Annotated in this window: 20 protein-coding genes and 1 tRNA gene; 9 read left to right on the top strand and 12 right to left on the bottom strand. The window is 71.3% G+C overall.

Features of this window, described 5'->3' with window-relative positions; genetic code table 11:
- Positions 1–2: 2 nt before the first annotated feature.
- The 3 genes from AQJ64_RS31435 to AQJ64_RS31425 all read right to left on the bottom strand — a co-directional run bounded on the left by AQJ64_RS31435 (position 3) and on the right by AQJ64_RS31425 (position 3,648).
- Positions 3–1,229: a L,D-transpeptidase gene (locus tag AQJ64_RS31435; RefSeq protein WP_079062058.1), complete on the bottom strand. Its 1,227-nt coding sequence runs from the start codon at positions 1,227–1,229 to the stop codon at positions 3–5.
- A 142-nt stretch (positions 1,230–1,371) separates the two neighbouring features.
- Positions 1,372–2,397 (bottom strand): P1 family peptidase, encoded by a 1,026-nt coding sequence (locus AQJ64_RS31430; protein WP_059203206.1) that lies wholly within the window; start codon positions 2,395–2,397, stop codon positions 1,372–1,374.
- Positions 2,398–2,433: 36 nt separating this feature from the next.
- Positions 2,434–3,648, bottom strand: coding sequence for a low temperature requirement protein A (locus tag AQJ64_RS31425; protein ID WP_059203205.1), 1,215 nt, complete (start codon positions 3,646–3,648; stop codon positions 2,434–2,436).
- Positions 3,649–3,710: 62 nt separating this feature from the next.
- Between AQJ64_RS31425 and AQJ64_RS31420 the strand changes: the two genes are divergently transcribed.
- Positions 3,711–3,893, top strand: coding sequence for a hypothetical protein (locus tag AQJ64_RS31420; protein ID WP_055631332.1), 183 nt, complete (start codon positions 3,711–3,713; stop codon positions 3,891–3,893).
- Between the two features lie 52 nt (positions 3,894–3,945).
- Here the strand turns inward: AQJ64_RS31420 and mscL are convergent, their stop codons facing one another.
- The 6 genes from mscL to AQJ64_RS31395 form a co-directional block, all read right to left on the bottom strand.
- Positions 3,946–4,422, bottom strand: a complete 477-nt coding sequence (gene mscL / locus AQJ64_RS31415) for a large conductance mechanosensitive channel protein MscL (RefSeq protein ID WP_055631331.1) — start codon at positions 4,420–4,422, stop codon at positions 3,946–3,948.
- 138 nt (positions 4,423–4,560) lie between these two features.
- Positions 4,561–5,169, bottom strand: a complete 609-nt coding sequence (locus AQJ64_RS31410) for an RcpC/CpaB family pilus assembly protein (RefSeq protein ID WP_079062057.1) — start codon at positions 5,167–5,169, stop codon at positions 4,561–4,563.
- A gap of 127 nt (positions 5,170–5,296) precedes the next feature.
- Positions 5,297–6,130, bottom strand: a complete 834-nt coding sequence (locus tag AQJ64_RS31405; protein ID WP_055631335.1) for an S-methyl-5'-thioadenosine phosphorylase — start codon at positions 6,128–6,130, stop codon at positions 5,297–5,299.
- A 98-nt stretch (positions 6,131–6,228) separates the two neighbouring features.
- Complete coding sequence (locus AQJ64_RS46680) at positions 6,229–6,552, bottom strand: FmdB family zinc ribbon protein (RefSeq protein ID WP_079062056.1); 324 nt, start codon at positions 6,550–6,552, stop codon at positions 6,229–6,231.
- A gap of 67 nt (positions 6,553–6,619) precedes the next feature.
- Positions 6,620–7,876 carry an MFS transporter gene (locus AQJ64_RS31400; protein ID WP_055631329.1) on the bottom strand — a complete coding sequence of 419 codons (1,257 nt, stop codon included), beginning with the start codon at positions 7,874–7,876 and terminating at the stop codon, positions 6,620–6,622.
- 278 nt (positions 7,877–8,154) lie between these two features.
- On the bottom strand, positions 8,155–9,711 hold the full coding sequence (locus AQJ64_RS31395; protein WP_240512433.1) for a potassium/proton antiporter: 1,557 nt from the start codon (positions 9,709–9,711) through the stop codon (positions 8,155–8,157).
- 198 nt (positions 9,712–9,909) lie between these two features.
- Here AQJ64_RS31395 and AQJ64_RS31390 point away from each other — a divergent pair, with 198 nt between their 5' ends.
- Positions 9,910–12,702 carry a penicillin acylase family protein gene (locus tag AQJ64_RS31390; protein WP_055631328.1) on the top strand — a complete coding sequence of 931 codons (2,793 nt, stop codon included), beginning with the start codon at positions 9,910–9,912 and terminating at the stop codon, positions 12,700–12,702.
- Positions 12,703–12,778: 76 nt separating this feature from the next.
- Here AQJ64_RS31390 and AQJ64_RS31385 read toward each other — a convergent pair whose 3' ends face one another.
- Positions 12,779–13,330 carry a 5-formyltetrahydrofolate cyclo-ligase gene (locus AQJ64_RS31385; protein ID WP_397805203.1) on the bottom strand — a complete coding sequence of 184 codons (552 nt, stop codon included), beginning with the start codon at positions 13,328–13,330 and terminating at the stop codon, positions 12,779–12,781.
- Positions 13,331–13,486: 156 nt separating this feature from the next.
- Here AQJ64_RS31385 and galU point away from each other — a divergent pair, with 156 nt between their 5' ends.
- From galU to AQJ64_RS31350, 7 genes are all read left to right on the top strand, one after another.
- On the top strand, positions 13,487–14,389 hold the full coding sequence (galU, locus tag AQJ64_RS31380) for a UTP--glucose-1-phosphate uridylyltransferase GalU (RefSeq protein WP_055631326.1): 903 nt from the start codon (positions 13,487–13,489) through the stop codon (positions 14,387–14,389).
- A gap of 5 nt (positions 14,390–14,394) precedes the next feature.
- Positions 14,395–15,720 (top strand): molybdotransferase-like divisome protein Glp, encoded by a 1,326-nt coding sequence (glp, locus tag AQJ64_RS31375; protein ID WP_055631325.1) that lies wholly within the window; start codon positions 14,395–14,397, stop codon positions 15,718–15,720.
- A 63-nt stretch (positions 15,721–15,783) separates the two neighbouring features.
- The gene (gene moaC / locus AQJ64_RS31370) at positions 15,784–16,263 is read left to right on the top strand and encodes a cyclic pyranopterin monophosphate synthase MoaC (protein WP_055631324.1); all 480 of its coding nucleotides are present in this window, start codon (positions 15,784–15,786) and stop codon (positions 16,261–16,263) included.
- The gene (locus AQJ64_RS31365; RefSeq protein WP_055631323.1) at positions 16,260–16,802 is read left to right on the top strand and encodes a MogA/MoaB family molybdenum cofactor biosynthesis protein; all 543 of its coding nucleotides are present in this window, start codon (positions 16,260–16,262) and stop codon (positions 16,800–16,802) included. Before moaC ends, AQJ64_RS31365 begins: the two co-directional genes overlap by 4 nt.
- A 20-nt stretch (positions 16,803–16,822) precedes the next feature.
- Positions 16,823–17,425: a GNAT family N-acetyltransferase gene (locus AQJ64_RS31360; protein WP_206189586.1), complete on the top strand. Its 603-nt coding sequence runs from the start codon at positions 16,823–16,825 to the stop codon at positions 17,423–17,425.
- 173 nt (positions 17,426–17,598) lie between these two features.
- Positions 17,599–18,927 carry a YoaK family protein gene (locus AQJ64_RS31355; RefSeq protein WP_055631321.1) on the top strand — a complete coding sequence of 443 codons (1,329 nt, stop codon included), beginning with the start codon at positions 17,599–17,601 and terminating at the stop codon, positions 18,925–18,927.
- Between the two features lie 115 nt (positions 18,928–19,042).
- A tRNA-Ala gene (locus AQJ64_RS31350) sits at positions 19,043–19,116 on the top strand.
- 61 nt (positions 19,117–19,177) lie between these two features.
- Here AQJ64_RS31350 and AQJ64_RS31345 read toward each other — a convergent pair.
- Positions 19,178–21,688: an FtsX-like permease family protein gene (locus tag AQJ64_RS31345; RefSeq protein ID WP_059203203.1), complete on the bottom strand. Its 2,511-nt coding sequence runs from the start codon at positions 21,686–21,688 to the stop codon at positions 19,178–19,180.
- Positions 21,682–22,485 carry an ABC transporter ATP-binding protein gene (locus AQJ64_RS31340; RefSeq protein ID WP_079062054.1) on the bottom strand — a complete coding sequence of 268 codons (804 nt, stop codon included), beginning with the start codon at positions 22,483–22,485 and terminating at the stop codon, positions 21,682–21,684. Before AQJ64_RS31340 ends, AQJ64_RS31345 begins: the two co-directional genes overlap by 7 nt.
- Positions 22,486–22,564: the final 79 nt, after the last annotated feature.

Raw genomic sequence — 22,564 nt, 5'->3', positions numbered from 1 at the left:
GCTCAGGCCGCGCTCCCCGCGGTCCACTCGGCCCACGACATGTTCCAGCCGTTGAGCCCGTTGTCCGGCGCCACCGTCTTGTCCGGCGAGTTCTTCACGATCACGACGTCCCCGATCAGCGAGTTGTCGTAGAACCACTTCGCCGTCGTGTCGCCCTGCGCGCCCTGCACATCGGCGAGCCCCACGCACCCGTGGCTCGTGCCCACCCGACCGAACGGCGGATTCCCCTTGTCGTACCAGTAGTTGCCGTGGATGAACGTCCCCGACGTCGTCAGCCGCATCGCATGCGGCACGTCCGGGATGTCGTACTCCCCGCCCAGACCGACCGTCTGGCTGTTCATCCGCGTCTGCGTGAACTTCTCCGAGATCACCATCTGGCCGTTGTACGTGGTGTGCTGCGGGCTGCCCGAGGAGATCGGCACCTTCCGCAGGACCTGCCCGTCCCGCACGACCGTCATCATCTCCGTGTTCACGTCCACCGTGGACACCTGCGAACGCCCGATCTCGAAACTGACCGTCTTCTTCTGCACCCCGTAGACGCCGTTCGCGCCCTCGACCCCGTCCAGGTCGATCTTCATCGTGACCTTGGAGCCGGCCTTCCAGTACTCCTCGGGCCGGAAGTCGAGCCGCTGCGCCCCGAACCAGTGCCCCACCACCTGCTGCCCACTGCTGGACGTCACCGTGATGTGCGACTGCACGGCCTTCTTGTCACTGATCACCTTGTCGAACGTGAACGACACCGGCATCCCCACCCCGACCGTCGTCCCGTTGTCCGGCGTGTACGTCCCGATGAAACTGTTCGCCGAAGTGACCGTGGTGAAGATCGAGTTGGCGGCGGCGACCTTGCCGCTCCCGTCCTTCGCGGTCGCCGATATCTCGTACTTCGTCCCGCGCTCCAACTGCTCCTTCGGCTTCCAGCTGCTGCCGTCGGCCGACAGGGCGCCCGCGACGGCCTGCGCCGTCCCGGCCACCGTCATCTTCACCTCGGTCAGCCGCCCGTCGCTGACCTTCACCCCGGTCGTGTTGATGGACGCATCCGTCGAGCCGTCCTTGGCCGAGATGACGATCTTCGCGGTGGACGTCTTGGGCGAGGTCCCCTTACCGCCCTTGCCGTCGTCACCGCTCTTGGCGTTGGCGCTTCCCCCACAGGCGGTCAGGGTCAGGGCGCCGACCACCAGGACGGCACAGGCTCCCAGTACGCGCCGCGCTGCTATGTCCGGCGTTGTCACGGGCTGCTCCAGCTTCGTGTGATGTGCGTGATCCGCTCCAGTACGTGAGAAAGGAGGGTCCCGGCACCCGCCGGGGTTCCCTCCTTGGCCCAATGAACGCGATGACGTGACAGAACCAGGACAATCGCCCGCCGCCGGCTCCTCAGCCCCCGTACAACTCCGTGTACGACGGCCAGGCCCCGCCCGGCCCCTCCACCGACACTGCGGCCCGCACGGCCCGCACGATCGCGCGCGTCACCACATCGGCGCCCGCCGCGAGAATGTCGTTCAGGGCCAGGGGATGCGCGGGGGCGAGCGGACGGGCGCCCGTGGCCAGGGTGAACACGGTGTCGCCGTCGTGCAGCAGATGCACCGGACGCACCGCGCGCGCGATCCCGTCATGCGCCGTACCCGCCAGCTTCTGCGCCTGCGCCTTCGTCAGTTCCGCGTCGGTGGCGACCACCGCGAGCGTCGTGTTCAGCGGGGGAGGAGCGTTCCGCGCGGCGCCCTCGGCGAGCCGTCGGCGTGCCACCTCATGCACACCCGCCTCCGGATACTCCACCCGCCCCTGGAACAACTCCCCGTACAGCACCCCCGTCTCCGGATCCGCCACCGACCCCACCGCGTTGGCCACCACCAGCGCCCCCACCGTGATCCCCGAGCCGAGGACGACACTCGCACTGCCGACCCCACCCTTCATCGCCCCGACCGCCGCGCCCGTCCCGGCCCCGACACACCCCTCCGGCACCCGCGCACCCGGCGCGCTCGCCGCGGCCGCCTCGACCGCGGCCCGCCCGAGCTCCGCACCCGGCCGGGCCCGGAAGTCACCGCCCCGCCCCAGATCGAAGACACAAGCGGCGGGCACCACCGGCACCACGTGCGCGGGATCCGGCCCCACGGGCACCCCGCGCCCCCGCTCCTCCAGCCAGGCCATCACCCCGGACGCCGCATCGAGCCCGTAGGCACTGCCGCCGGTCAGCACGACCGCGTCCACCCGCTGCACCACATTGCGCGGATCGAGGGCATCGGTCTCCTTGGTACCGGGACCACCCCCGCGCACGTCCACGGCGGCCACGGCGCCGCCCTCCGGCGCGAGCACGACCGTGGTGCCCGTGAGCCAACCGTCGCCTGCCCGGGTGGCATGCCCCACCCGCACGCCCGCGACATCCGTCAGAGCGTCAACTGTCATGGCAGCCAGTCTCGCCCGGCCCCGGCCCCGGTACGGCTATCCCACTCCGTCCGAAGCGACTGCCGCGCTCTCGCGCGCGGCAGCGCGCGCCGTCAGCGTCGTCCCCGTCGCCACCGTCAGCGCCGCCACCAGGCCGGCCGCGAGGACCGCCCAGTCGCCGAGGAAGGTGCAGCAGATCATCAACAGCGCGGCACCGGGCAGCACCAACTGCTGGGCCAGGCCCACCTTGAAGTGTCGGGCGTGCAGCACCCAGACCGTCAGCAGATACAGCGCCGTGGGCAGCGTCACCGCCGCCGACGCGGCCGGCGTCGACAGATGCGCCTTGCCGACCGCCTGCTCCACGGCCACCTCCAGGCCCGCACCGATCGCCGCGGCAGAGGCGAACACGAAGTAGTGACCGTAGCCCCACACGAACGACTGCTGGTTGGAACGCAGATGACCGTGGATGGGCACCACGAAGTAGATCCACCACGCGGCGAAGACGATCAGCAGACCCCCCACCGCGATCGGCAACAGCTCGCCCAGCGCGTCGCTCTCGTCGACGGCCGACTTCACGGCGACCGTGGCCGCCGCGATCGTCTCGCCCAGCACGATGATCGTGAACAGCCCGAACCGCTCCGCGATGTGATGCGGATGCCAGGTCGTCGGATGGTCCTTCTCCGCGTACACCGGCACGCACATCTCGAGCACCGCCATCACCAGGAACAGCCAGGCCCTGGCGCCCTCCGGCAGGACCAGCAGCCCCACCCAGCCCACCTGGCACAGCAGTACGCCCCCGGCGTACCGCAGCGCCATCGTCCGCTCCGGGCCCTCGGCCGACCACGCGACGCGCAGCCACTGCCAGCTCAGCGCGAACCTCATGATCACGTAGCCCAACCAGACGACCACGAAGTCGTGGTCCTCGAACGCCCGCGAGACGCCTGCCGCCAGCACCAGCACCCCGGCGATCTGCACCAGCGTGACCACCCGGTACAGCACGTCGTCGTTGTCGTACGCCGACGCGAACCACGTGAAGTTCATCCACGCCCACCAGATGGCGAAGAACACCATCGCGTAGTTGAGGATGCCCTCCCCCGCGTGGGACTCGGCCACCGCATGCACCAACTGCACGCCCGCCTGGGCGACGGCAACCACGAAACACAGGTCGAAGAAGAGCTCGAGCGGGGAGGCGACCCGATGCGCCTCCCCGCGCCCCCGCGCGGTGAGTTTGCGCAGGGGTCTCGCGTGATCGCGAGCAGTACTGGACGTCATGGGCCACAGCACAGCAGATGCGCGCCGAAAAGTCCTGACCGGGGGAGACGTACCCTGGAGGCATGAGCACCCCCGCCGCACCCGAGCCGCGCGACCCGAAGGCCACGCTGTCCTTCGACGACCCGCTGGACCAGCAGTCCTCGGACGACACCGACGGTGGCTGGGGCGAGCGTCCGGCCTCGTCCGTCGACAGCGCGGCCGACCTCAGGCGCTTCCTGGACGAGAAGCCGCCCCACCACCTCTGAACCGTGCCGCGCAACGTCTGAACGGCGCCGCACAGCCCCCGGAGAGCGGCGACTACCGCCCGGCGGACCCCGGACCCCGCTGGGTCACCATCACGTCGCGGATCTCCTTCAGCACCTGCAGCTCGGTCACCTCGATGACCTCCTTCGTGCCCTCGCGCGCCTTCCTGCGGGCCTCCACCCGGGACAGGTACTTCGCCATCGGCAGCACCATCAGGAAGTACACCACCGCCGCGGTGATCACGAAGTTCAGCGCCGCGCCCAGGACGGTGCCCCACAGGATCGGCACACCGCTCGTGACCGTCCCGTCCGCCGCGACCTTGCACGGGTCTTCCAGGCAGGAGCTGTAGCTGTCCAGGTTCTTGGTCCCGATCGCGCCGACCAGGGGGTTGATGATGCCCTTCACCACCGAGTTCACGATGTTCGTGAAGGCCGCGCCGATCACCACCGCCACGGCCAGATCGACGACGTTCCCTCGCATCAGGAAGGCCTTGAAGCCGTGCCAGATGCTCGGATTCTTCTTCTCGCTCACCGCGGGAACTCTCCTTGTATGGGCGCTTTGTGGCACATGGGGTGACACAAGTTGTGGAACGAACAGCTCCGCAACCTACGTCACCCTGAGCCACGCGTGCCCAATCCGGTAGCTCCAACGAAGGACTTGACTTCTTCTTCACCACAGAGTCACCGCCAGCCGGGCCGATGCGCTCGCGCCCGCCAGACGCGTCGCGGTGGAGCGGGACACCGACAGCACGACCAGCGCTCCTCCGTCACCGTCACCGGTGACCGCGGACGGGTCCACGGGCTCGGGCACCTTCGTCACGAGCGCCCGGCGCGCGATCACCCGCGCCTCCCCGTCCGCAGCCGTGGGGCCGTCCGCGGGTACGGCGATGACGTCTACCCGGTCACCGGGCCGCAGCAGCCGAACGGTCGCCGCATCGGCGATCCGCACCGGCGCCGTCACCTTCGCCTGCCCGCTCGCGGGGCGCCTGCGGACGGGCTCGCCCGATGACGAGTGAGCGCGGGCGGGTGCGTCGCCATCCGGATGTCCGCGCGCCGGAGCCGGCGCACCGTCCCTCGGGCCCGCCGCCACCAGCGCGGCGGCGGTGACGGCGAGGCCCAGTGCCACGGCGCGCTGCCGATTCCGCACGAGCCGGCGCAGCAGACGCCACCCGCCCTTGACTCGCACGGGAGCGAACTGCGGCACCTCGTACGGCGGAGGGACCGGGTGGGGCGGAGACGAGGGGGAGGAGGCGGAAGGAGAGGGGGAGAAAGCGGACAACGGGATCACCACCTGCGGCGAGGGATCGGCTAGCCAGGCCACGATGCCCGCTCACGCCGCCGTCCGCCGGAACCGGTGGATCATCCACGGATTGTGGAAAACTCCCTCACCCGAACGACGAGTTCCGCTACGGCAGCTCGAACCCCGGATCCATCCCGCCCAGCGCCTTCCCGCACGCGCAGTCCCGCGCCTCGTCCGGCGGCAGCGCGGCCACCGCGTCGAACAGCACACCCCGCAGCCGGTCCACGTTCGCCGCGAACACGGTCAGCACCTCCTCGTGCGACACGCCCTCACCGGACTCGGCGCCCGCGTCCAGGTCGGTGACCAGGGTCAACGACGTGTAGCACAGCTCGAGTTCACGGGCGAGCGCGGCCTCCGGGTGGCCTGTCATGCCCACAACCGACCAGCCCTGTGCCTGGTGCCACAACGACTCGGCACGCGTCGAGAACCGGGGCCCCTCGATCACGACCAGCGCCCCACCGTCCACCGGCTCCCACTCCCGCCCGCGCGCCGCCTTCAGCGCGGCCGCGCGCCCGGTGGGGCAGTAAGGGTCGGCCAGGGACACATGCACCACGTTGGGCACCGTGCCGTCGGGCAGCGGCAGCCCGTCGAAGTAGGTCCCCACCCGGGATTTCGTACGGTCGACCAGCTGATCCGGCACCAGCAGCGTGCCCGGCCCGTACTCGGGGCGCAGCCCGCCCACGGCGCACGGGCCCAGGATCTGGCGCGCCCCCACCGAACGCAGCGCCCACAGATTGGCCCGGTAGTTGATCCGGTGGGGCGGCAGATGGTGCCCCCGCCCGTGCCGGGGCAGGAAGGCGACCCGCCGGCCGGCGATCTCGCCGAGGAAGAGGGAGTCGCTGGGCGCCCCGTAGGGGGTGTCCACCTGGATCTCGGTGACGTCGTCGAGGAACGAGTAGAAGCCCGAGCCGCCGATGACGCCGATCTCTGCGTTCGCCATGACCAGCACAGTAGCCGGAATCGAACACGGTCAGTCCCCGACAGGGGAAACACCTAGGACCCTGCCGTCGTACGACGACAGGGTCCTAGGAGGAAGCCTTACGCGGCGGAGGTACCCGCAGAGGTGCCGGAGCTCGACTTCGAGTCCGAGGAGGACGACGAAGACGAAGAAGAGGACGAGGAGTCCGTGGAGGACGACGAGGAGGTCGACGGCTTCGACGAGGCCGGCGAGCTGCTCGAAGAGGAGCCGCGACTGTCGTTGCGGTAGAAGCCCGAGCCCTTGAAGACGATGCCGACCGCGGAGAACACCTTCTTGAGGCGCCCACCGCAGTTGGGGCACTCGGTCAGGGCGTCGTCGGTGAACTTCTGCACCGCCTCGAGGCCCTCGCCGCACTCGGTGCACTGGTACTGGTAGGTCGGCACTGTCTTCCTCCTGGCACTCTCACTCAATGAGTGCTAACGACGGTCCATAGTGACGTATTCCTGAGGATCAGTCCACTGTCAGCGGCACGCGGTGACCGACGCCACGTGCCACGGTACGGCCCCGGGGGTGCGCCACCAGCCGCGATCGGAGCGCCAGCAGCGTGGTCAGGGCGAGCAGCGTGCCGCCCAGCGGCACCAGGAATCCGGCGCCTCCCCAGAAGCGGTCCTCCAGCTGGCCGGCGACCGTGACGGCGGCCGCCTGCCCGAGCGCGACCGCGCCCGTCAGCCAGGTGAATGCCTCGGTGCGTGCCTGGGCCGGCACCAGGCCCTCGACCAGCGTGTAGCCGGTGATCAGCGCGGGAGCGATGCACATGCCGACCAGCAGGCCCAGGCACGCCAGCAGGAGCACCGACTGCGCGGCCCACAGGCCGGAGGCCGTCAGCGCCAGCGCGGCGTATCCGACGACCAGACGGCGCTGCGGGGCGGTCTTCCAGGCGATGGCACCGCAGACCAGGCCGGAGAGCATGTTGCCGGCGGCGAACGTCCCGTACAGGACGCCGTTGAGGCCGGGCTCGCCGATCGACTCGCTGAACGCGGCCAGCGAGACCTGCATGCCGCCGAACACCGAACCGATGCCCAGGAAGGCCACGACCAGCACGCGCACACCGGGGATGTGCAGCGCCGAGGCGTGCTCCACGCGTGCGTGCCCGACGGTGGCGGTCTGCGGCTGGGTGCTCTTCTGTGCGGCGAACAGCAGACCGCCGATCAGGGTCAGCGAGGCCTCGGCGACCAGTCCGGCGGCCGGGTGCACAGCGGTGCACAGGGCAGTCGCCAGCAGCGGGCCGACGACGAAGGTCAGCTCGTCCGTGACGGACTCGAAGGCCGCCGCGGTGGTCATCAGCGGCGACCCCTTCAGCTTCACGCCCCAGCGGGCCCGCACCATCGGCCCGATCTGCGGCACCGAGGCACCGGTGGGCACGGCCGCGGCGAACAGCGCCCACAGGGGCGCGTCGGCCAGGGCGAGCGCCGTCAGCGTCAGGGCCGAGAACCCGTGCACGAGGACGCCGGGGACCAGCACCGCGCGCTGTCCGTAGCGGTCGGCGAGACGCCCGCCGTAGGGCGCGAACAGGGCCATGGAGACCCCGGTGACCGCGGCGGCGGCACCTGCCACGCCGTAGGAGCCGGTGGTGTGCTGCACGAGGAGCACGAGGGAGATGGTGAGCATCGCGAACGGCTGGCGCGCCGCGAGACCGGGGAGCAGGAACGTCCACGCGCCACGCGTGCGCAGCAGCCGGCTGTATCCGATGGAGACCGTGGATGCCACGGCCGTGCCTTTCTGCCGCCTGGTAGCGCGACCCCACTGTGCGGGCGAGGGGCGCCGAGAGCTGTCCTCTTGCGCTACTGCGGTAGATACCGGGCCTGTGAGGGAGGCGTCCCGGCCGCCATACGGTCGCGCCAGCTCTGCGTCAGGCAGAGTTGGTTCGATCAAGGTGCGGGTTCATCGTACCGGGCGTGGCGTGCTCATGGCCTGTGAGAGTGAGCACGCCGAAACCTGCTCTTAACGGGTTGCGGACCTGACCGGACGCGACGAGGGACGTGCCCTCAGCGGTCTCGGCCGGTGCCCAGCCACCCGGCCAGCTTGCCCCCGTGTCCCACGGCGCGCAGCCGCTTCTCGGCGGCGTCCCGGACGGGGTCGGTGGCGACGACGAGAAGTTCGTCGCCGTGCCGCAGCACGGTCGTCGGCAGCGGAACGAACGATTTTCCCTCGCGGACGACGAGGGTGACGGCGGCCCCTCCCGGCAGCCGCAGCTCGTTGACCTCGACGCCGTGCATCTTCGACCCCTCGGGGATCGCGACGGAGAGCAGATGCCCGCGCAGCCGCTCCAGCGGCGCCGACTCGACCCCGAGGTCGGCGGCCTCGGAGTCCTCGCCCAGGCGCAGCTTGCGGGCCAGCCAGGGCAGCGTCGGCCCCTGGACCAGGGTGTAGACGACGACCAGGACGAACACGATGTTGAAGATGCGGCGACTGGCCTCGATGCCGCTGACCATGGGGATGGTCGCCAGGATGATGGGGACGGCGCCACGCAGCCCCGCCCAGGACATCAGGGTCTGCTCCTGCCAGGGCACCCGGAACGGCGTCAGGCACAGCACCACGCTCAGCGGACGCGCCACCATCGTGAGTACCAGGCCGATGACGAGTGCGGGCCACACGTCGTCGCCCAGTTCGTGCGGGGTGACCAGCAGGCCGAGCAGGACGAACATGCCGATCTGGGCGATCCAGCCGAGCCCGTCGGCGAACCCGCGCGTGGCCGGCCAGTGCGGCAGCTTCGCGTTGCCCATGACCATCGAAGCGAGGTAGACGCCGAGGAAGCCGCTGCCGTGCGCCAGGGCGCCGGCCGCGTACGCCGTGACCGCGATCGCCATGACCGCGATCGGGTAGAGGCCGGAGGCGGGCAGCGCGACGTGCCTGAGGCCCCAGGAGCCGAGCCAGCCCACGGCGAGTCCGATGGCCGCGCCGATGGCCAGCTCCAGGGCTATCTCGCCCACCAGTACGTACCAGTGCTCGACGGGGCCGGTCTGGGAGAAAGCCACCACCAGGATGACCACGGGGGCGTCGTTGAAGCCGGACTCGGCCTCCAGCGTGCCCGTCACGCGCGCGGGGAGCGGGATACGGCGCAGGACGGAGAACACCGCCGCCGCATCCGTGGAGGACACCACCGCGCCGATGATGAGGGCCTGCCGCCATTCCAGCCCGGTCAGATAGTGCGCACCGGCTGCGGTGACCCCCACGCTCACCGCGACGCCGGCGAGTGCCAGCGCGGAGGCGGCCGGAAGGGCCGGCTCGATCTCCTTCCACTTCGTGCCCAGACCGCCCTCGGCGAGGATCACGACCAGGGCCGCGTATCCGATGACCTGGGTGAGCTCGGCGTTGTCGAAGCGGATGTCGCCGATGCCGTCCTGGCCCATGAGGACGCCGATGCCGAGGTAAACGAGCAGGCTGGGGAGCCCGCTGCGTGAGGAGACGCGTACCGCTGCGACGGCGACGAGCAGGACGAGCGAGCAGACGAGCAGGAGCTGGTTGAGGTGGTGGACAGTCAGCGGCGGTTCCCTTCCCTGGCGCGCACGACTCGCGCGCGGGCGCACACGTACATGGGACACGAAGCTGTCCGCCCCGAGCCCAACTACTTCATTACCTTACCTAACTCTTGACGATTTCTTGACGCTCGAAGAGGCAAGATCGAACATCCTTCCGTGCTGGTACCCGACTCCGCGTCAAGTGGCGCAGACCCCTGCGCCTATGGTTGCTCCAGCACTCCAGGACCGCCTGCCGCTCGCGTTAGGACAGCAAGGACAGCGATGCCCCCCAACACCACCGCCTCAACGGGTGACAAGCCCGGCAAGTCCGGCAGGAAGAAGGGGCGAAAAGCCCGTCTTATCGTGCTCGTACTGGTGCTGGCCGTCATCGGCGGCATCGCTTTCGGCGCCTATTGGTCCATCAGTACGGTCCGTGCCTCCTTCCCGCAGACCAAGGGTTCGATCACCCTCGAAGGCCTGTCCGGGCCCGTGGACGTGAAGCGGGACGGCTACGGCATCCCGCAGATCTACGCGTCCTCCGACGAGGACCTGTTCATGGCGCAGGGCTACGTTCAGGCGCAGGACCGGTTCTACGAGATGGACGTGCGCCGCCACATGACGTCCGGCCGCCTGTCGGAGATGTTCGGCAAGAGCCAGGTCGACAACGACGAGTTCCTGCGCACCCTGGGCTGGGACCGGATCGCCAAGAAGGAGTACGACACCACACTGTCGGACTCCACCAAGAAGTACCTCCAGGCGTACGCCAAGGGAGTCAACGCCTACCTCAAGGGCAAGGACGGCGCGGACATCTCCCTGGAGTACGCGGCGCTGGGCTTCACCAACGACTACAAGCCGGCCGAGTGGACCCCGGTCGACTCGATCTCCTGGCTGAAGGCGATGGCCTGGGACCTGCGCGGCAACATGCAGGACGAGATCGACCGCGCCCTGATGACGAGCCGCCTCGGCCCGCAGCAGATCGCCGACCTGTACCCGGAGTACCCGTACAAGGTCGACGGCGAGTCCAACACGATCGTCCAGCAGGGCGAGTACAACGAGCTCACCGAGGCGTTCGAGGACAGCGACGGCACCAGCACGGGCAGCGGCTCCACGGGCGCCGGCAGCTCGACGAGCGGCTCCGGGACCTCCTCCGGGACTTCCGGGGACACCGCGGGCCTGCAGGGGCAGCTGGAGGGCCTCTACAACGTTCTGGACGACCTGCCCACGGCCGTCGGTGTGAACGGCAACGGCATCGGCTCCAACTCCTGGGTCGTCTCCGGCGACCACACCATCACCGGCGAGCCGCTGCTGGCGAACGACCCGCATCTGTCGGCCTCGCTGCCCTCGGTCTGGTACCAGATGGGCCTGCACTGCCGCACCGTCTCCAGCACGTGTCAGTACGACGTCTCCGGCTACACCTTCGCGGGCATGCCCGGTGTGATCATCGGACACAACCAGGACATCGCCTGGGGCATGACCAACTCCGGCGTCGACGTCACCGACCTCTACCTGGAGAAGCTGTCCGGCGACGGCTACCTCTACGACGGCAAGACGAAGCCCTTCGAGACACGCACGGAGACCATCAAGGTCGCCGGCGGCAGCGCGAAGAAGATCGTCGTCCGCAAGACCGAGGACGGCATGCCCCTGCTGTCCGACCGCAGCAAGGAACTCGTCAAGGTCGGCCAGAAGGCCACCGTCGACAACGCGGCACCCGACCGCGGCGACGGCTACGGCGTCGCCCTGAAGTGGACCGCGCTGGAGCCCGGCACCACCATGGACGCCGTCTTCGCGCTGGACCGGGCCAAGGACTGGGACGACTTCCGTGACGCGGCCAAGCTGTTCGACGTGCCCTCGCAGAACCTGATCTACGCCGACACCGACGACAACATCGGCTACCAGCTGCCCGGAAAGATCCCCACGCGCGCGAAGGGCGACGACGGCTCGGTCCCGGTGGCGGGCTGGAACTCCAAGAACGCGTGGACCGGCTACATCGACTTCAAGGCACTGCCCTACGAGCTCAACCCGAAGCGCGGCTTCATCGTCACCGCCAACCAGGCCGTCGTCGACGACACGTATCCGTACACGCTCACCACGGACTGGGGCTACGGCACCCGCAGTCAGCGCATCACCGACCTGATCGAGCAGAAGATCAAGGGCGGCGGCAAGATCTCCACCGACGACATGCGTCAGATGCAGATGGACAACAGCAGCGAGATCGCCAAGCTGCTCGTCCCCACCCTGCTGAAGATCAACATCGACGACCCGGACGTCCGTCAGGCGCAGGAACTGCTCCAGAACTGGGAGCGCACTCAGGACGCCGACTCGGCGGCGGCCGCCTACTTCAACGCCGTCTGGCGCAACATCCTCAAGCTCGCCTTCGGCAACAAGCTGCCCAAGGAACTGCGGGTCGAGGGCCAGTGCCTGTGGGTCGACCCGGCGAACGCGACCAACGCCGTCGACGACACCGCGAAGGTCCGCGAGTGCGGTCAGCGCGACGCCGACCAGGCGCAGCCCGACGGCGGCGACCGCTGGTTCCAGGTCGTGCGCAACCTCATGGACAAGCCGGACAGCGACTGGTGGACCACGCCCAAGTCGGCCACCGGCCGCGAAGGCGCCGACCGCAACCGCGACGACCTGTTCAAGCGCGCCATGATCGACGCGCGCTGGGAGCTCACCGCGAAGCTCGGCAAGGACATCGACACCTGGAGCTGGGGCCGGCTGCACCGCCTGTTCCTGAAGAACCAGACCCTCGGCACCAGCGGCCCCGGCTTCCTGCAGTACATCCTCAACCGCGGCCCCTGGAAGCTCGGCGGCGGCGAGGCGGCGGTCGACGCGACCGGCTGGAACGCGGCCGGCGGCTACGGCGTCGTATGGGTGCCGTCGATGCGCATGGTGGTCAACCTGGAGGACTTCGACAAGTCGAAGTGGATCAACCTCACCGGTGCCTCCGGGCACGCCTTCAGCGCCCACTACACCGACCAGACCAGCAAGTGGGCCAAGGGCGAACTGCTCGACTGGTCCTTCTCGCAGAAGGCGGTCACCAAGAACACCAGCGACACCCTCGTGCTCAAGCCATGAGCGACTGAGAGCGACCACCAAGAAGGGGCCCTTCACGCACACACGCGTGAAGGGCCCCTTCCTCTCAGGAGGCACGTCAGGAGAAGCGCCGCACCCCCGACGGTGTCACTACCGCCCGCACCGGCAGATCGTGCGGCTCCTCGGGGACGTGCTCGACGACCTCGTTGTCGTACAGCAGCACCACCAGCGAGGGGCGTACGCCGGCGCGTTCCAGGCGGGCCAGGACGCGGTCGTACGACCCTCCGCCGCGCCCCAGGCGCATCCCGCGCGTGTCGACCGCGAGCCCCGGCAGCAGCACCACGTCCGCGCCCGTGACGGCGTCCGCGCCGAGCCGCTCGCCGACCGGCTCCAGGAGCTCCATCTTCCCGCCGTGCCGGACCGGAGCGAGGGAGCCCGGACCGTCGTAAGCGCCCCAGTCCAGATCGTTGTCGGGCAGCAGCGCGGGCAGCAGCACGCGCACGCCCCGGGCGCGCAGGGCGTCCAGGAGCGCGAGGGTGCCTGGCTCGGTGCCCACGGAGACGTACGCCGCCACCACGCGCGCGTGCGCCAACTCGGGCAGCTCCAGGGCGTGCCCGGACAGCGCCGCGGCCGCCGTGTGCACGTCGTCCGCCGTCAACCTGTTCCTCATGTCGAGGAACCCTCGCCGCAACACAATTTTGTCAGAGTCCGCTGTGCCGTTCCCACGGCCCATGGATCGCATCCACACTGCTCCAATACGCTCAAATGAACACTTATTAACCGGAGCTACAGATTCCTCTCAAAGTCACCGGATAAGGTTGCGGACATGACTCAGTCTCACCCCAGGATCAGTAAGGCTGTCATCCCCGCAGCGGGCCTCGGCACCCGGTTCCTGCCGGCGACGAAGGCCACTCCCAAGGAGATGCTGCCGGTCGTCGACAAGCCCGCGATCCAGTACGTGGTCGAAGAGGCCGTGTCCGCCGGCCTCGACGACATCCTCATGGTCACCGGTCGCAACAAGCGCCCCCTCGAGGACCACTTCGACCGCAACTACGAACTCGAGTCGGCGCTGGAGAAGAAGGGCGACGCCCGGCGACTCGCCAAGGTCCAGGAGTCCAGCGACCTCGCCACCATGCACTACGTCCGCCAGGGCGACCCCAGGGGCCTCGGCCACGCCGTCCTGTGCGCCGCCCCGCACGTCGGGAACGAGCCGTTCGCCGTCCTGCTCGGTGACGACCTCATCGACCCCCGCGACCCGCTGCTGCAGCGCATGATCGAGGTTCAGGAGCTGTACGGCGGCAGCGTCGTCGCGCTCATGGAGGTCGCGCCCGAGCAGGTCCACCTCTACGGCTGCGCGGCCGTGGAGAGCACCGGCGACCGCGACGTCGTCAAGGTCTCCGGCCTGGTCGAGAAGCCGGAGCCGGCGGACGCCCCCTCCAACTACGCGATCATCGGCCGCTATGTCCTCGACCCAGCCGTCTTCGAGGTGCTGCGCGAGACCGAGCCGGGCCGCGGCGGCGAGATCCAGCTCACCGACGCCCTCCAGCTGCTCGCCCAGGACGAGAAGGTCGGCGGCCCGGTGCACGGCGTCGTCTTCAAGGGCCGCCGCTATGACACCGGCGACCGCGGCGACTACCTGCGTGCCATTGTCAGACTCGCGTGCGAACGTGAAGATCTGGGTCCGGACTTCCGGTCCTGGCTTCGCAGTTACGTCACCGAGGAGATGTAGCCACTTTGAGCACCGCCGCGCCCCGCCCCACCGACCAGGACCACCTCTGGTCGGTGGACGAGCACCTGGAGGACATCCTCGCCACCGTCCGCCCCCTGGAACCCATCGAGCTGCAACTCCCCGACGCCCAGGGCTGCGTCCTGGTCGAGGACGTCACGGTCGCGCTCTCCCTGCCGCCGTTCGACAACAGCTCCATGGACGGGTACGCGGTACGGGTCGCGGATGTCGCGGGCGCGAGCGAGGAGTTCCCGGCGGCCCTGGAGGTCGTGGGGGACGTCGCGGCGGGCCAGGCGGCCGACCTGCTGTACGTGGGGCCCGGCCAGGCCGCCCGCATCATGACCGGCGCCCCGCTGCCCAACGGCGCCGAGACCGTCGTCCCCGTGGAGTGGACCGACGGAGGCCTCGGCGAGGGCCCGGTCACCGGCATGCGCGCCCGCAGCCTCGCCCCCGAGCAGGCCTCCGGGCACGTACGCGTGTACCGCCCGGCGGAGGCACGCGCGCACGTGCGCGCGAAGGGCAGCGACGTCCAGGCCGGGGACCGCGCCCTCGACGCCGGCACCGTCCTCGGGCCGCCCCAGATCGCCCTGCTCGCCGCGATCGGCCGCGGCACCGTCCGGGTGCGCCCGCGCCCGCGCGTCGTCGTCCTGTCCACCGGCAGCGAGCTCGTCCAGCCCGGCGAGGAACTGGGTGCCGGCCAGATCTACGACTCCAACAGCTTCGCCCTGACCGCCGCCGCCCGTGACGCCGGCGCCATCGCCTACCGGGTGGGCGCGGTCGCCGACGACGCCGAGACCCTCCGCTCCACCATCGAGGACCAACTGGTCCGCGCCGACCTCCTGGTCACCACCGGCGGCGTGAGCGTCGGGGCGTACGACGTCGTCAAGGAGGCCCTGTCGCACGTCGGCGACGAGGACGAGGCCGGCAGCGGCATCGAGTTCCGCAAGCTCGCCATGCAGCCGGGCAAGCCCCAGGGCTTCGGCTCCATCGGCCCCGACCACATCCCCCTGCTGGCCCTGCCCGGGAACCCGGTCTCCTCGTACGTCTCGTTCGAACTGTTCGTCCGCCCCGCGATCCGCACCCTCATGGGACTCGAGGACGTCCACCGGCCCACCACGCGCGCGAGGTTGGCCGCCGACAAGGCGATCCGCTCGCCCAAGGGGCGCAGACAGTTCCTGCGCGCCACCTGCGCCGACGGCACCGTCCGCCCCGTCGGAGGCTCCGGCTCCCACCTGGTGGCCGCCCTCGCGCACGCCGACGCGCTGATCGTCGTCCCCGAAGACGTGGAGTCCGTCGAACCGGGCACCGACGTCGAGGTGGTCCTGCTCGGCTGAGCACCCCTCGTTGGGGGTACCGTGTCGCGCACAACAGGCCCGGACCGGGAGCGCCGCACCAGCATGAGTACGCCAGACCGACTGACGCACATCGACGACGCGGGTGCCGCCCGCATGGTCGACGTATCCGGCAAGGACGTCACGGCACGCACCGCGCGTGCCAGTGGGCGCGTCCTCGTCTCGCCCCGGGTGGTCGAGCTGCTGCGCGGCGAGGGCGTCCCCAAGGGCGATGCCCTCGCGACCGCGCGGATCGCCGGGATCATGGGCGCCAAACGCACCCCGGACCTGATCCCGCTGTGTCACCCGTTGTCGGTGTCCGGTGTGAAACTGGACTTGTCGGTCGCGGACGACGCCGTGGAGATCAGCGCCACCGTGAGGACGACGGACCGCACGGGCGTCGAGATGGAGGCGCTCACCGCGGTCTCCGTCGCCGCGCTCACCGTGATCGACATGGTGAAGGCGGTCGACAAGGGAGCGGTCATCACGGACGTGCGCGTGGAGGAGAAGACGGGCGGCAAGTCGGGCGACTGGAGTCGGGCATGACCTTGGACGCGTCGATCGGAGGTGCCCTCCTCGCGCCCTACAGTGCGCTGGTGGTCACCGCTTCCAACCGGGCCTCGGCCGGTGTGTACGAGGACCGGGGCGGCCCGCTGGTCGCCGAGGGACTCAGTGGCTTCGGTTTCGTCGTCGACGGGCCGCAGGTCGTGTCCGACGGTGACCCCGTGGAGGAGGCGTTGCGGGCGGGCGCGGAGGCCGGTTTCGACGTGATCGTCACCACCGGCGGCACAGGTGTGTCGCCCACCGACCGCACCCCCGAGGCGACCCGCCGGGTGATCGACTACGAGGTGCCGGGCATCGCGGAGGCCATCCGGGCGTACGGCCGTGCGAAGGTGCCGACCGCGGTCCTCTCCCGGGGCCTGGCCGGCGTCGCGGGCGGGACCCTGATCGTCAACCTGCCCGGCTCCACCGGCGGCGTGAAGGACGGCCTCACGGTCCTCGAGCCCCTGCTGAAGCACGCCGTGGACCAGATCCGGGGCGGAGACCACCCCAGACCGGCCGCCAGTACGGGGGGTGCGAGCTGAACGGCGCATCCTGGCCCGTGGTGCTGGCGGAGGGCGACATCGTCCTGCGGCCGATAAAGCTGCGCGACCAGCGGGCCTGGCGTGAGGTGAACCGGCGCAACCGGGACTGGCTGCGCCCCTGGGAGGCGACGATTCCGCCGCCCGCGCCCAGCGGGCCGATCGCGCACCGGCCGACCTACCGCCAGATGGTCCGCCACCTGCGCTCCGAGGCGAACGCGGGACGCATGCTGCCGTTCGTCATCGAGTACCAGGGGCAGCTGGTCGGGCAGCTGACCGTGGCCGGGATCACCTGGGGGTCGATGTGCTCCGGGCACGTCGGCTACTGGGTGGACGAGGCGGTGGCCGGCCGCGGGGTGATGCCCACGGCTGTGGCGCTCGTCGTCGACCACTGTTTCCGGACCGTCGGGCTGCACCGCATCGAGGTCTGCATTCGCCCCGAGAACGGGCCCAGCCGACGGGTCGTGGAGAAACTCGGATTCCGGGAGGAAGGGCTGCGGCCGCGCTATCTGCACATCGACGGCGCCTGGCGCGACCACCTCGTGTTCGCGCTGACGGCGGAGGAAGTGCCGGAGGGCATGCTGGGCCGCTGGAGACGTGCGCGCTCACAGAACGCCTCCAATTGAATACGGCGCTCCGGAACCCGGTCGGGAAAAGCTCCGAAGTTCCCGAATAAACGTTCGAAAGTGATCGGTTGATCGCACTGGTCGCAAAAAAAGCTCGAAATATCAGCCAGATCGTGCGACACACCGGCCCAATTGGCGGATGGCCCCATGCGAATCCCTCTACCGTGTGAGGCGTGAGCAGCAGCGGCCTCATCTACGCAGTCATTGTCGGGGCCTGGGCCGCCTACTTGGTGCCGATGTGGCTCCGTAGGCAGGACGAGCTGAACGAGGCCCGTCCGACGGAACGCTTCAGCACCGCCATCCGGCTGCTGTCCGGACGGGCGGGAATGGAGCGCCGGTACGCCAAGGACCTGCAGGCGCGCTCAACCGAGGAGGGGGAGCGGGACGCCGGCGCCCCGGACGCCGTCACCGATTCGGTGGACGTCCGGGCCTTCGCCATGCCTCCGACCCGCCCGCAGGTGAAGGCGCCGGTCCAGGAGCGGACGCAGGAGCGGGCGGCGGAGCGCGGCCACGCGCGCCCGGACACGGCACGCGACCCGGGGCGCGACCCCAAGCGCGATCCGGCACCCAAGTCCGCACGCGCCCACGCCCCCGACTCCGCACGCGCCCACGACCCCGCGCCGGCGCCCGTGCACGAGGGGGGCGCCGCCCCGGCGCGCCAGCGTGTACCGGCCGCGCGGCGCACTCCCGGCGGGCAGGCGGCCGCAGCACGCGCCCAGCGCTCGAAGGCGCTCGCGCGCCGCAGGCGCACCACGATCCTGCTCTTCCTCGCCTTCACGCTCGGCGCGATCGTCGCCGCCGTCGGAGGGCTCGCGTTCCTCTGGGCGCCGGGCGTGCCCGCCGTCCTGCTCAGCGGGTACATCGCCTATCTCCGTGCCCAGGAGCGCCGGCGTTTCGCCTTCCAGATGGACCGCAGACGCGCCGAGGCCGCCGCGCAGCGGCTCCGCGAGCGCCAGCCCCGCCGCCGTGCCTCGGCTCCGGCCTCGGCCGCCGCGACCGCCGAGGCCGCCGCGGACGCGGGCGCAGAGGAGCCGCACGAGGCTGCCGAGCCGGAGACCGACCCGGGCCTGCTGGCCCTCGCCGCCGACCGCAGGGCGCTCGTCGAGCAGACCGATCACGCGGAGTGGGTCGATCAGCAGCGCGAACGGCAGCGCCGGCCGGGCCACGGCGACAGCTGGGACCCGGTACCGGTCCCGCTGCCCACGTACGTGACCGCGCCGGTCGCACCCCGGGCCACCTCCGACGTGGACCTCGGCGCCCCGGACGCGTGGAGCTCCGCCCGCTCCAGCGCGGTGGTGCCGGAGCAGGACACGGCGGACGCCACGGCCGTACCGGACGCGGACCCGCAGGAGCCGGACCACGCGGACGACGGGACGGCGGACGGCGACGAGCGCAGCGATGCGCGGCGCGCGGCCTCGGCCCGGCGCTCGCGCGAGCGCGGCCGGACCCCGCTCTTCGACCAGTACGAGGACGGCGAGCGGCCCCGGGCGGCCAACGAGTGACACGCGCGGGCGCCCCGCAGCGGGTCCCGGAAGCATCCCGGCCCCCGGGCCGCCGGCCTCCGGGAACGGATTTTCAAGCAGCCCGATCGGGGTGCTAGAGTTTCACTCGTTGCAAGGGCCTGTGGCGCAGTCCGGTAGCGCACCTCGTTCGCATCGAGGGGGCCAGGGGTTCAAATCCCCTCAGGTCCACGCAGCATGAAGGTCCGCCCCCATCGGGGGCGGACCTTCTGCCATGTCCGCGGTGACTCGTTCATCCCGGGCAAGCAGCCCGCCGCGCGGCGGACACCGCGGCGGACACCGCCACCGGCACGACCGCCGCCCCCACCGCCAGCACCGCGCACGCCGCCGTCACCACGCCCAGAGCCGGCCAGGGCACGACGAGCGTCGCCGGCGCCGACAGCAGACGCAACGCGCCCCACATCCCCGCCAGGTTGACGACCGTCACCAGCAGGCCCAGCACGGCACCCACCCCCACGACCGCCAGCGCCTCCGCCGCGGTCAGCCGCAGGATCTGCCCGTCGGTGGCCCCCGCCAGCCGCAACACCGCCCGCTCCCGCCCCCGTTCCGCGGCCGCCATGACCAAGGTGTTGGCGAGTGAGATGCCGGTGTACACCAGCGCGATGCCCAGGACGAGCAGCACCCCCAGCCGGGTCGTCCGGTTGGTCTGCGGAGAGGCCGCAGCCACCCACTGCGCCCGGCTCAGCACCCGCGCCCCGCCGACCGCACGCAGCCCCGCCGCGACGCCCTCCGGATCGGCGCCCGCACGCACGCGTACATCGACACGGTCCACCGCCGCGCCCCCCGCATCGGCCGCGCTCACCCACACCCCGCTCTCCCCGGTCCCGGTGGCCAGCACGGCGGCGATCCGCAGCGACCGGGACGTACCGTCACCGAGCCACACCCGAACCCGCTGCCCCACCCGGTGCCGCGACCACTCCTCGGTCACCACGATCGAACCGTCGTCGAGATCCGCGAGCCGGCCCGCCGTCACCGGCAGCCGTACGGGCATGCCGAGCGGCCCCGGATCGACGGCCCGCGCCTCGGACTTCACCAGTGCCACCCCGTCCTCCAGCGTGTACACGGCGGTCGCCGCACTCGCCGACACCAGGGCGCCGGGAACCTTCCGCAGCCGGGCCACGGCATCCGCCGTCAGCGCCGTACCACTCCCCGGTGTCACCACGAAGTCCGCCACCGTCCGCTGCCGTACCTCCACCGTCCGCGCCTCGGTCAGCGTGGCCGTCGCGCCCAGCAGGGAGCCCGCCAGCGCCACGGTGACCAGCACGGGCGCGGCCACGGCGGCGGTACGGCGGACCCCGGCGACCGCGTTCTCCCGCACCAGCAGCCCGATCACCCCCGGCAGCCGCGGCACCAGCGGGCGCACCAGCGCGGGGGACAGCAGCGCCACCGCAGTGATCACGAGCAGGGGGCGGCTGATGTACGTCTTGCGGTGCAGCAGGTCGCCCGGATCCGTCAGCAGGGCGTACGACAGGGTCGCGCACGCCGTGAGAAGCAGCGCGGCACCGAACCACCGGCGCCCGCCCGTCAGCACGCGCCCGTCGACCGAGACCTCACGCAACGCCTGCGCCGGCGCGACCCGCCCGGCCCGCAGACTCGCGGCCAGGGCTCCGCACACGGCGACCGACAGGCCCGTCCAGAACGCGAGATGATAGGGCCACAGATGGCCGCCGATCGTGTACCAGGCCGGCGCGAGGCCGCCGTCGACCACCAGTGCGGCCAGCCACGGAGCGCCGTACGCGCCCAGCGCGCAGCCCGCCGCCGAGGCGAGCGTGCCCACCAGCAGTGCCTCCGCCAGTACCGACCGCCGGATCTGACCCGGTGTCGCACCCGCGGTGCGCAGCAGCCCGAACTCGCGGCGGCGCCGGTCCACGGCGAACGCGAACGTGGAGGCCACCACGAACACCGAGACGAACGCCGTCACCCCGCCCGCCGTGCCGAACAGGGCGTTCAGCGCGGTCAGCGCCTCGGCGTCGCGATCGGGGTCCGCGTCCGCGAACCGTCGGTCGTCACCCGTGAGCACGCGCGCGCTGTCGCCGACGGCCGCGCGGACCGCCGCCGCGTCCGCCGCCACCACCACCTGCTCCGACCTGGGCTCCAGGCGGGCGGCCCGCGCGTCCGTGTAGAACACGGCGTTCTCGAAGTCGCGTGCACGCGCGCGTACGTCGGAACGGGCCGCCCGTTCCGTGCCGCCACGCGCGCGTACCGCGTCATCGCCCGCGCGTCCCGTACCGCCACGCGCGCGTACCGTGCCGACCACCCGCACCGGTCCGTGGCCCGTCTCGAGCCGGTCGCCCACGGACGCCCAGTCCCCGGTGGTCACCACCTCGTCGGCCGTGCGTGGCGCACGGCCCGCGGTGAGGGCGTACGGGGCGAAGCGCGCCGTCGACCAGGGGTGACCGGTCAGACCGGCCGGGCCGTCGGCCGCACGGACCGGGAAGGAACGGTCCTGCACGACCGGGCCGAGGGCGCGCAGCGCGGCGACCGTGGCGGCCGGCACCGCGCGCGGCACCGCCAGCTCCGCCGTCCGCACCCCGACCGGGGTCGTCACCCGCAGGGTGTCCTGCCCCCGCACCACCACCGGCGCCGCGGCGAACCGTTCCGGCGTGCGCACCGGAGCGTCCGCCGAGGCGGCCAGCGCCTGCCCCATCACGGTCAGCAGCCCCACCCCCAGGGCCAGGGCGACGAAACTGCCGGCGAAGGCGGCCCAGCGCGCACGCAGGGTCCGTACGGCGACGCTCAGCACGGGGCGGCCTCCGCGGTGACGCAAGCGCGCGCCGCGCCGCCCGCCACCGGCCCCGGCCCGGGTCCGGGTCCGCCCTCCAGAGCGGCCATCCGCGCCGCGATCCGTTCCGCGCCCGCCCCGGCCAGTTCGCCGTGCACCCGGCCGTCGACCAGGAACACCACCCGGTCCGCGCGGGAGGCTGCCAGCGGATCGTGGGTGACCATGACGACCGTCTGCCCGTGGGCGTCGACCAGGGCGCGCAGCAGGACCAGCACCTCGCGGCCGGTCGTGGAGTCGAGGGCGCCGGTCGGTTCGTCGCCGAAGAGCACCTCGGGGCGGGTGATCAGGGCGCGGGCGAGGGCGACCCGCTGCTGCTGGCCGCCGGAGAGTTCGGCGGGCCGGTGTCCGGCCCGTTCGGCGAGGCCGACCCGCCGCAGCGCCTCGCGCACCTCCGCCTTCGCCGGGCGGCGGCCGGCCAGCCGCAGCGGGAGGGCGACGTTCTGGGCGGCGGTGAGGGCGGGCAGCAGGTTGTACGACTGGAAGACGAATCCGATGCGCTCCCGCCGCAGCAGGGTGAGCCGGCGCTCGCTCAGCCCGGTCAGCTCGGTGCCGGCGATCCGCACCGACCCGGACGTCGGCCGGTCGAGCCCGGCGGCGCACTGCAGCAGTGTCGACTTCCCCGACCCCGACGGGCCCATGACGGCGGTGAAGGAACCCCGGGGGAGGGCGAGCGTGACGTCGTCGAGCGCGGTGACTCCGGTCTCGGCGGTGCCGTATCGCCTGCTCACGGAGGTCAGTTGGACAGCGGGTGTGGTCATGGGTCCACGAAACCGCGGGCGGGGGTGCGCAGTCGGTCGGCCAGGGGCGAGAGTCGGGGTAGGGGCAGCCATACCCCCG

It is taken from the genome of Streptomyces griseoruber (assembly GCF_001514205.1).
Classification (GTDB): domain Bacteria; phylum Actinomycetota; class Actinomycetes; order Streptomycetales; family Streptomycetaceae; genus Streptomyces; species Streptomyces griseoruber.
This window is presented reverse-complemented; position numbering and strand designations above follow the sequence as displayed.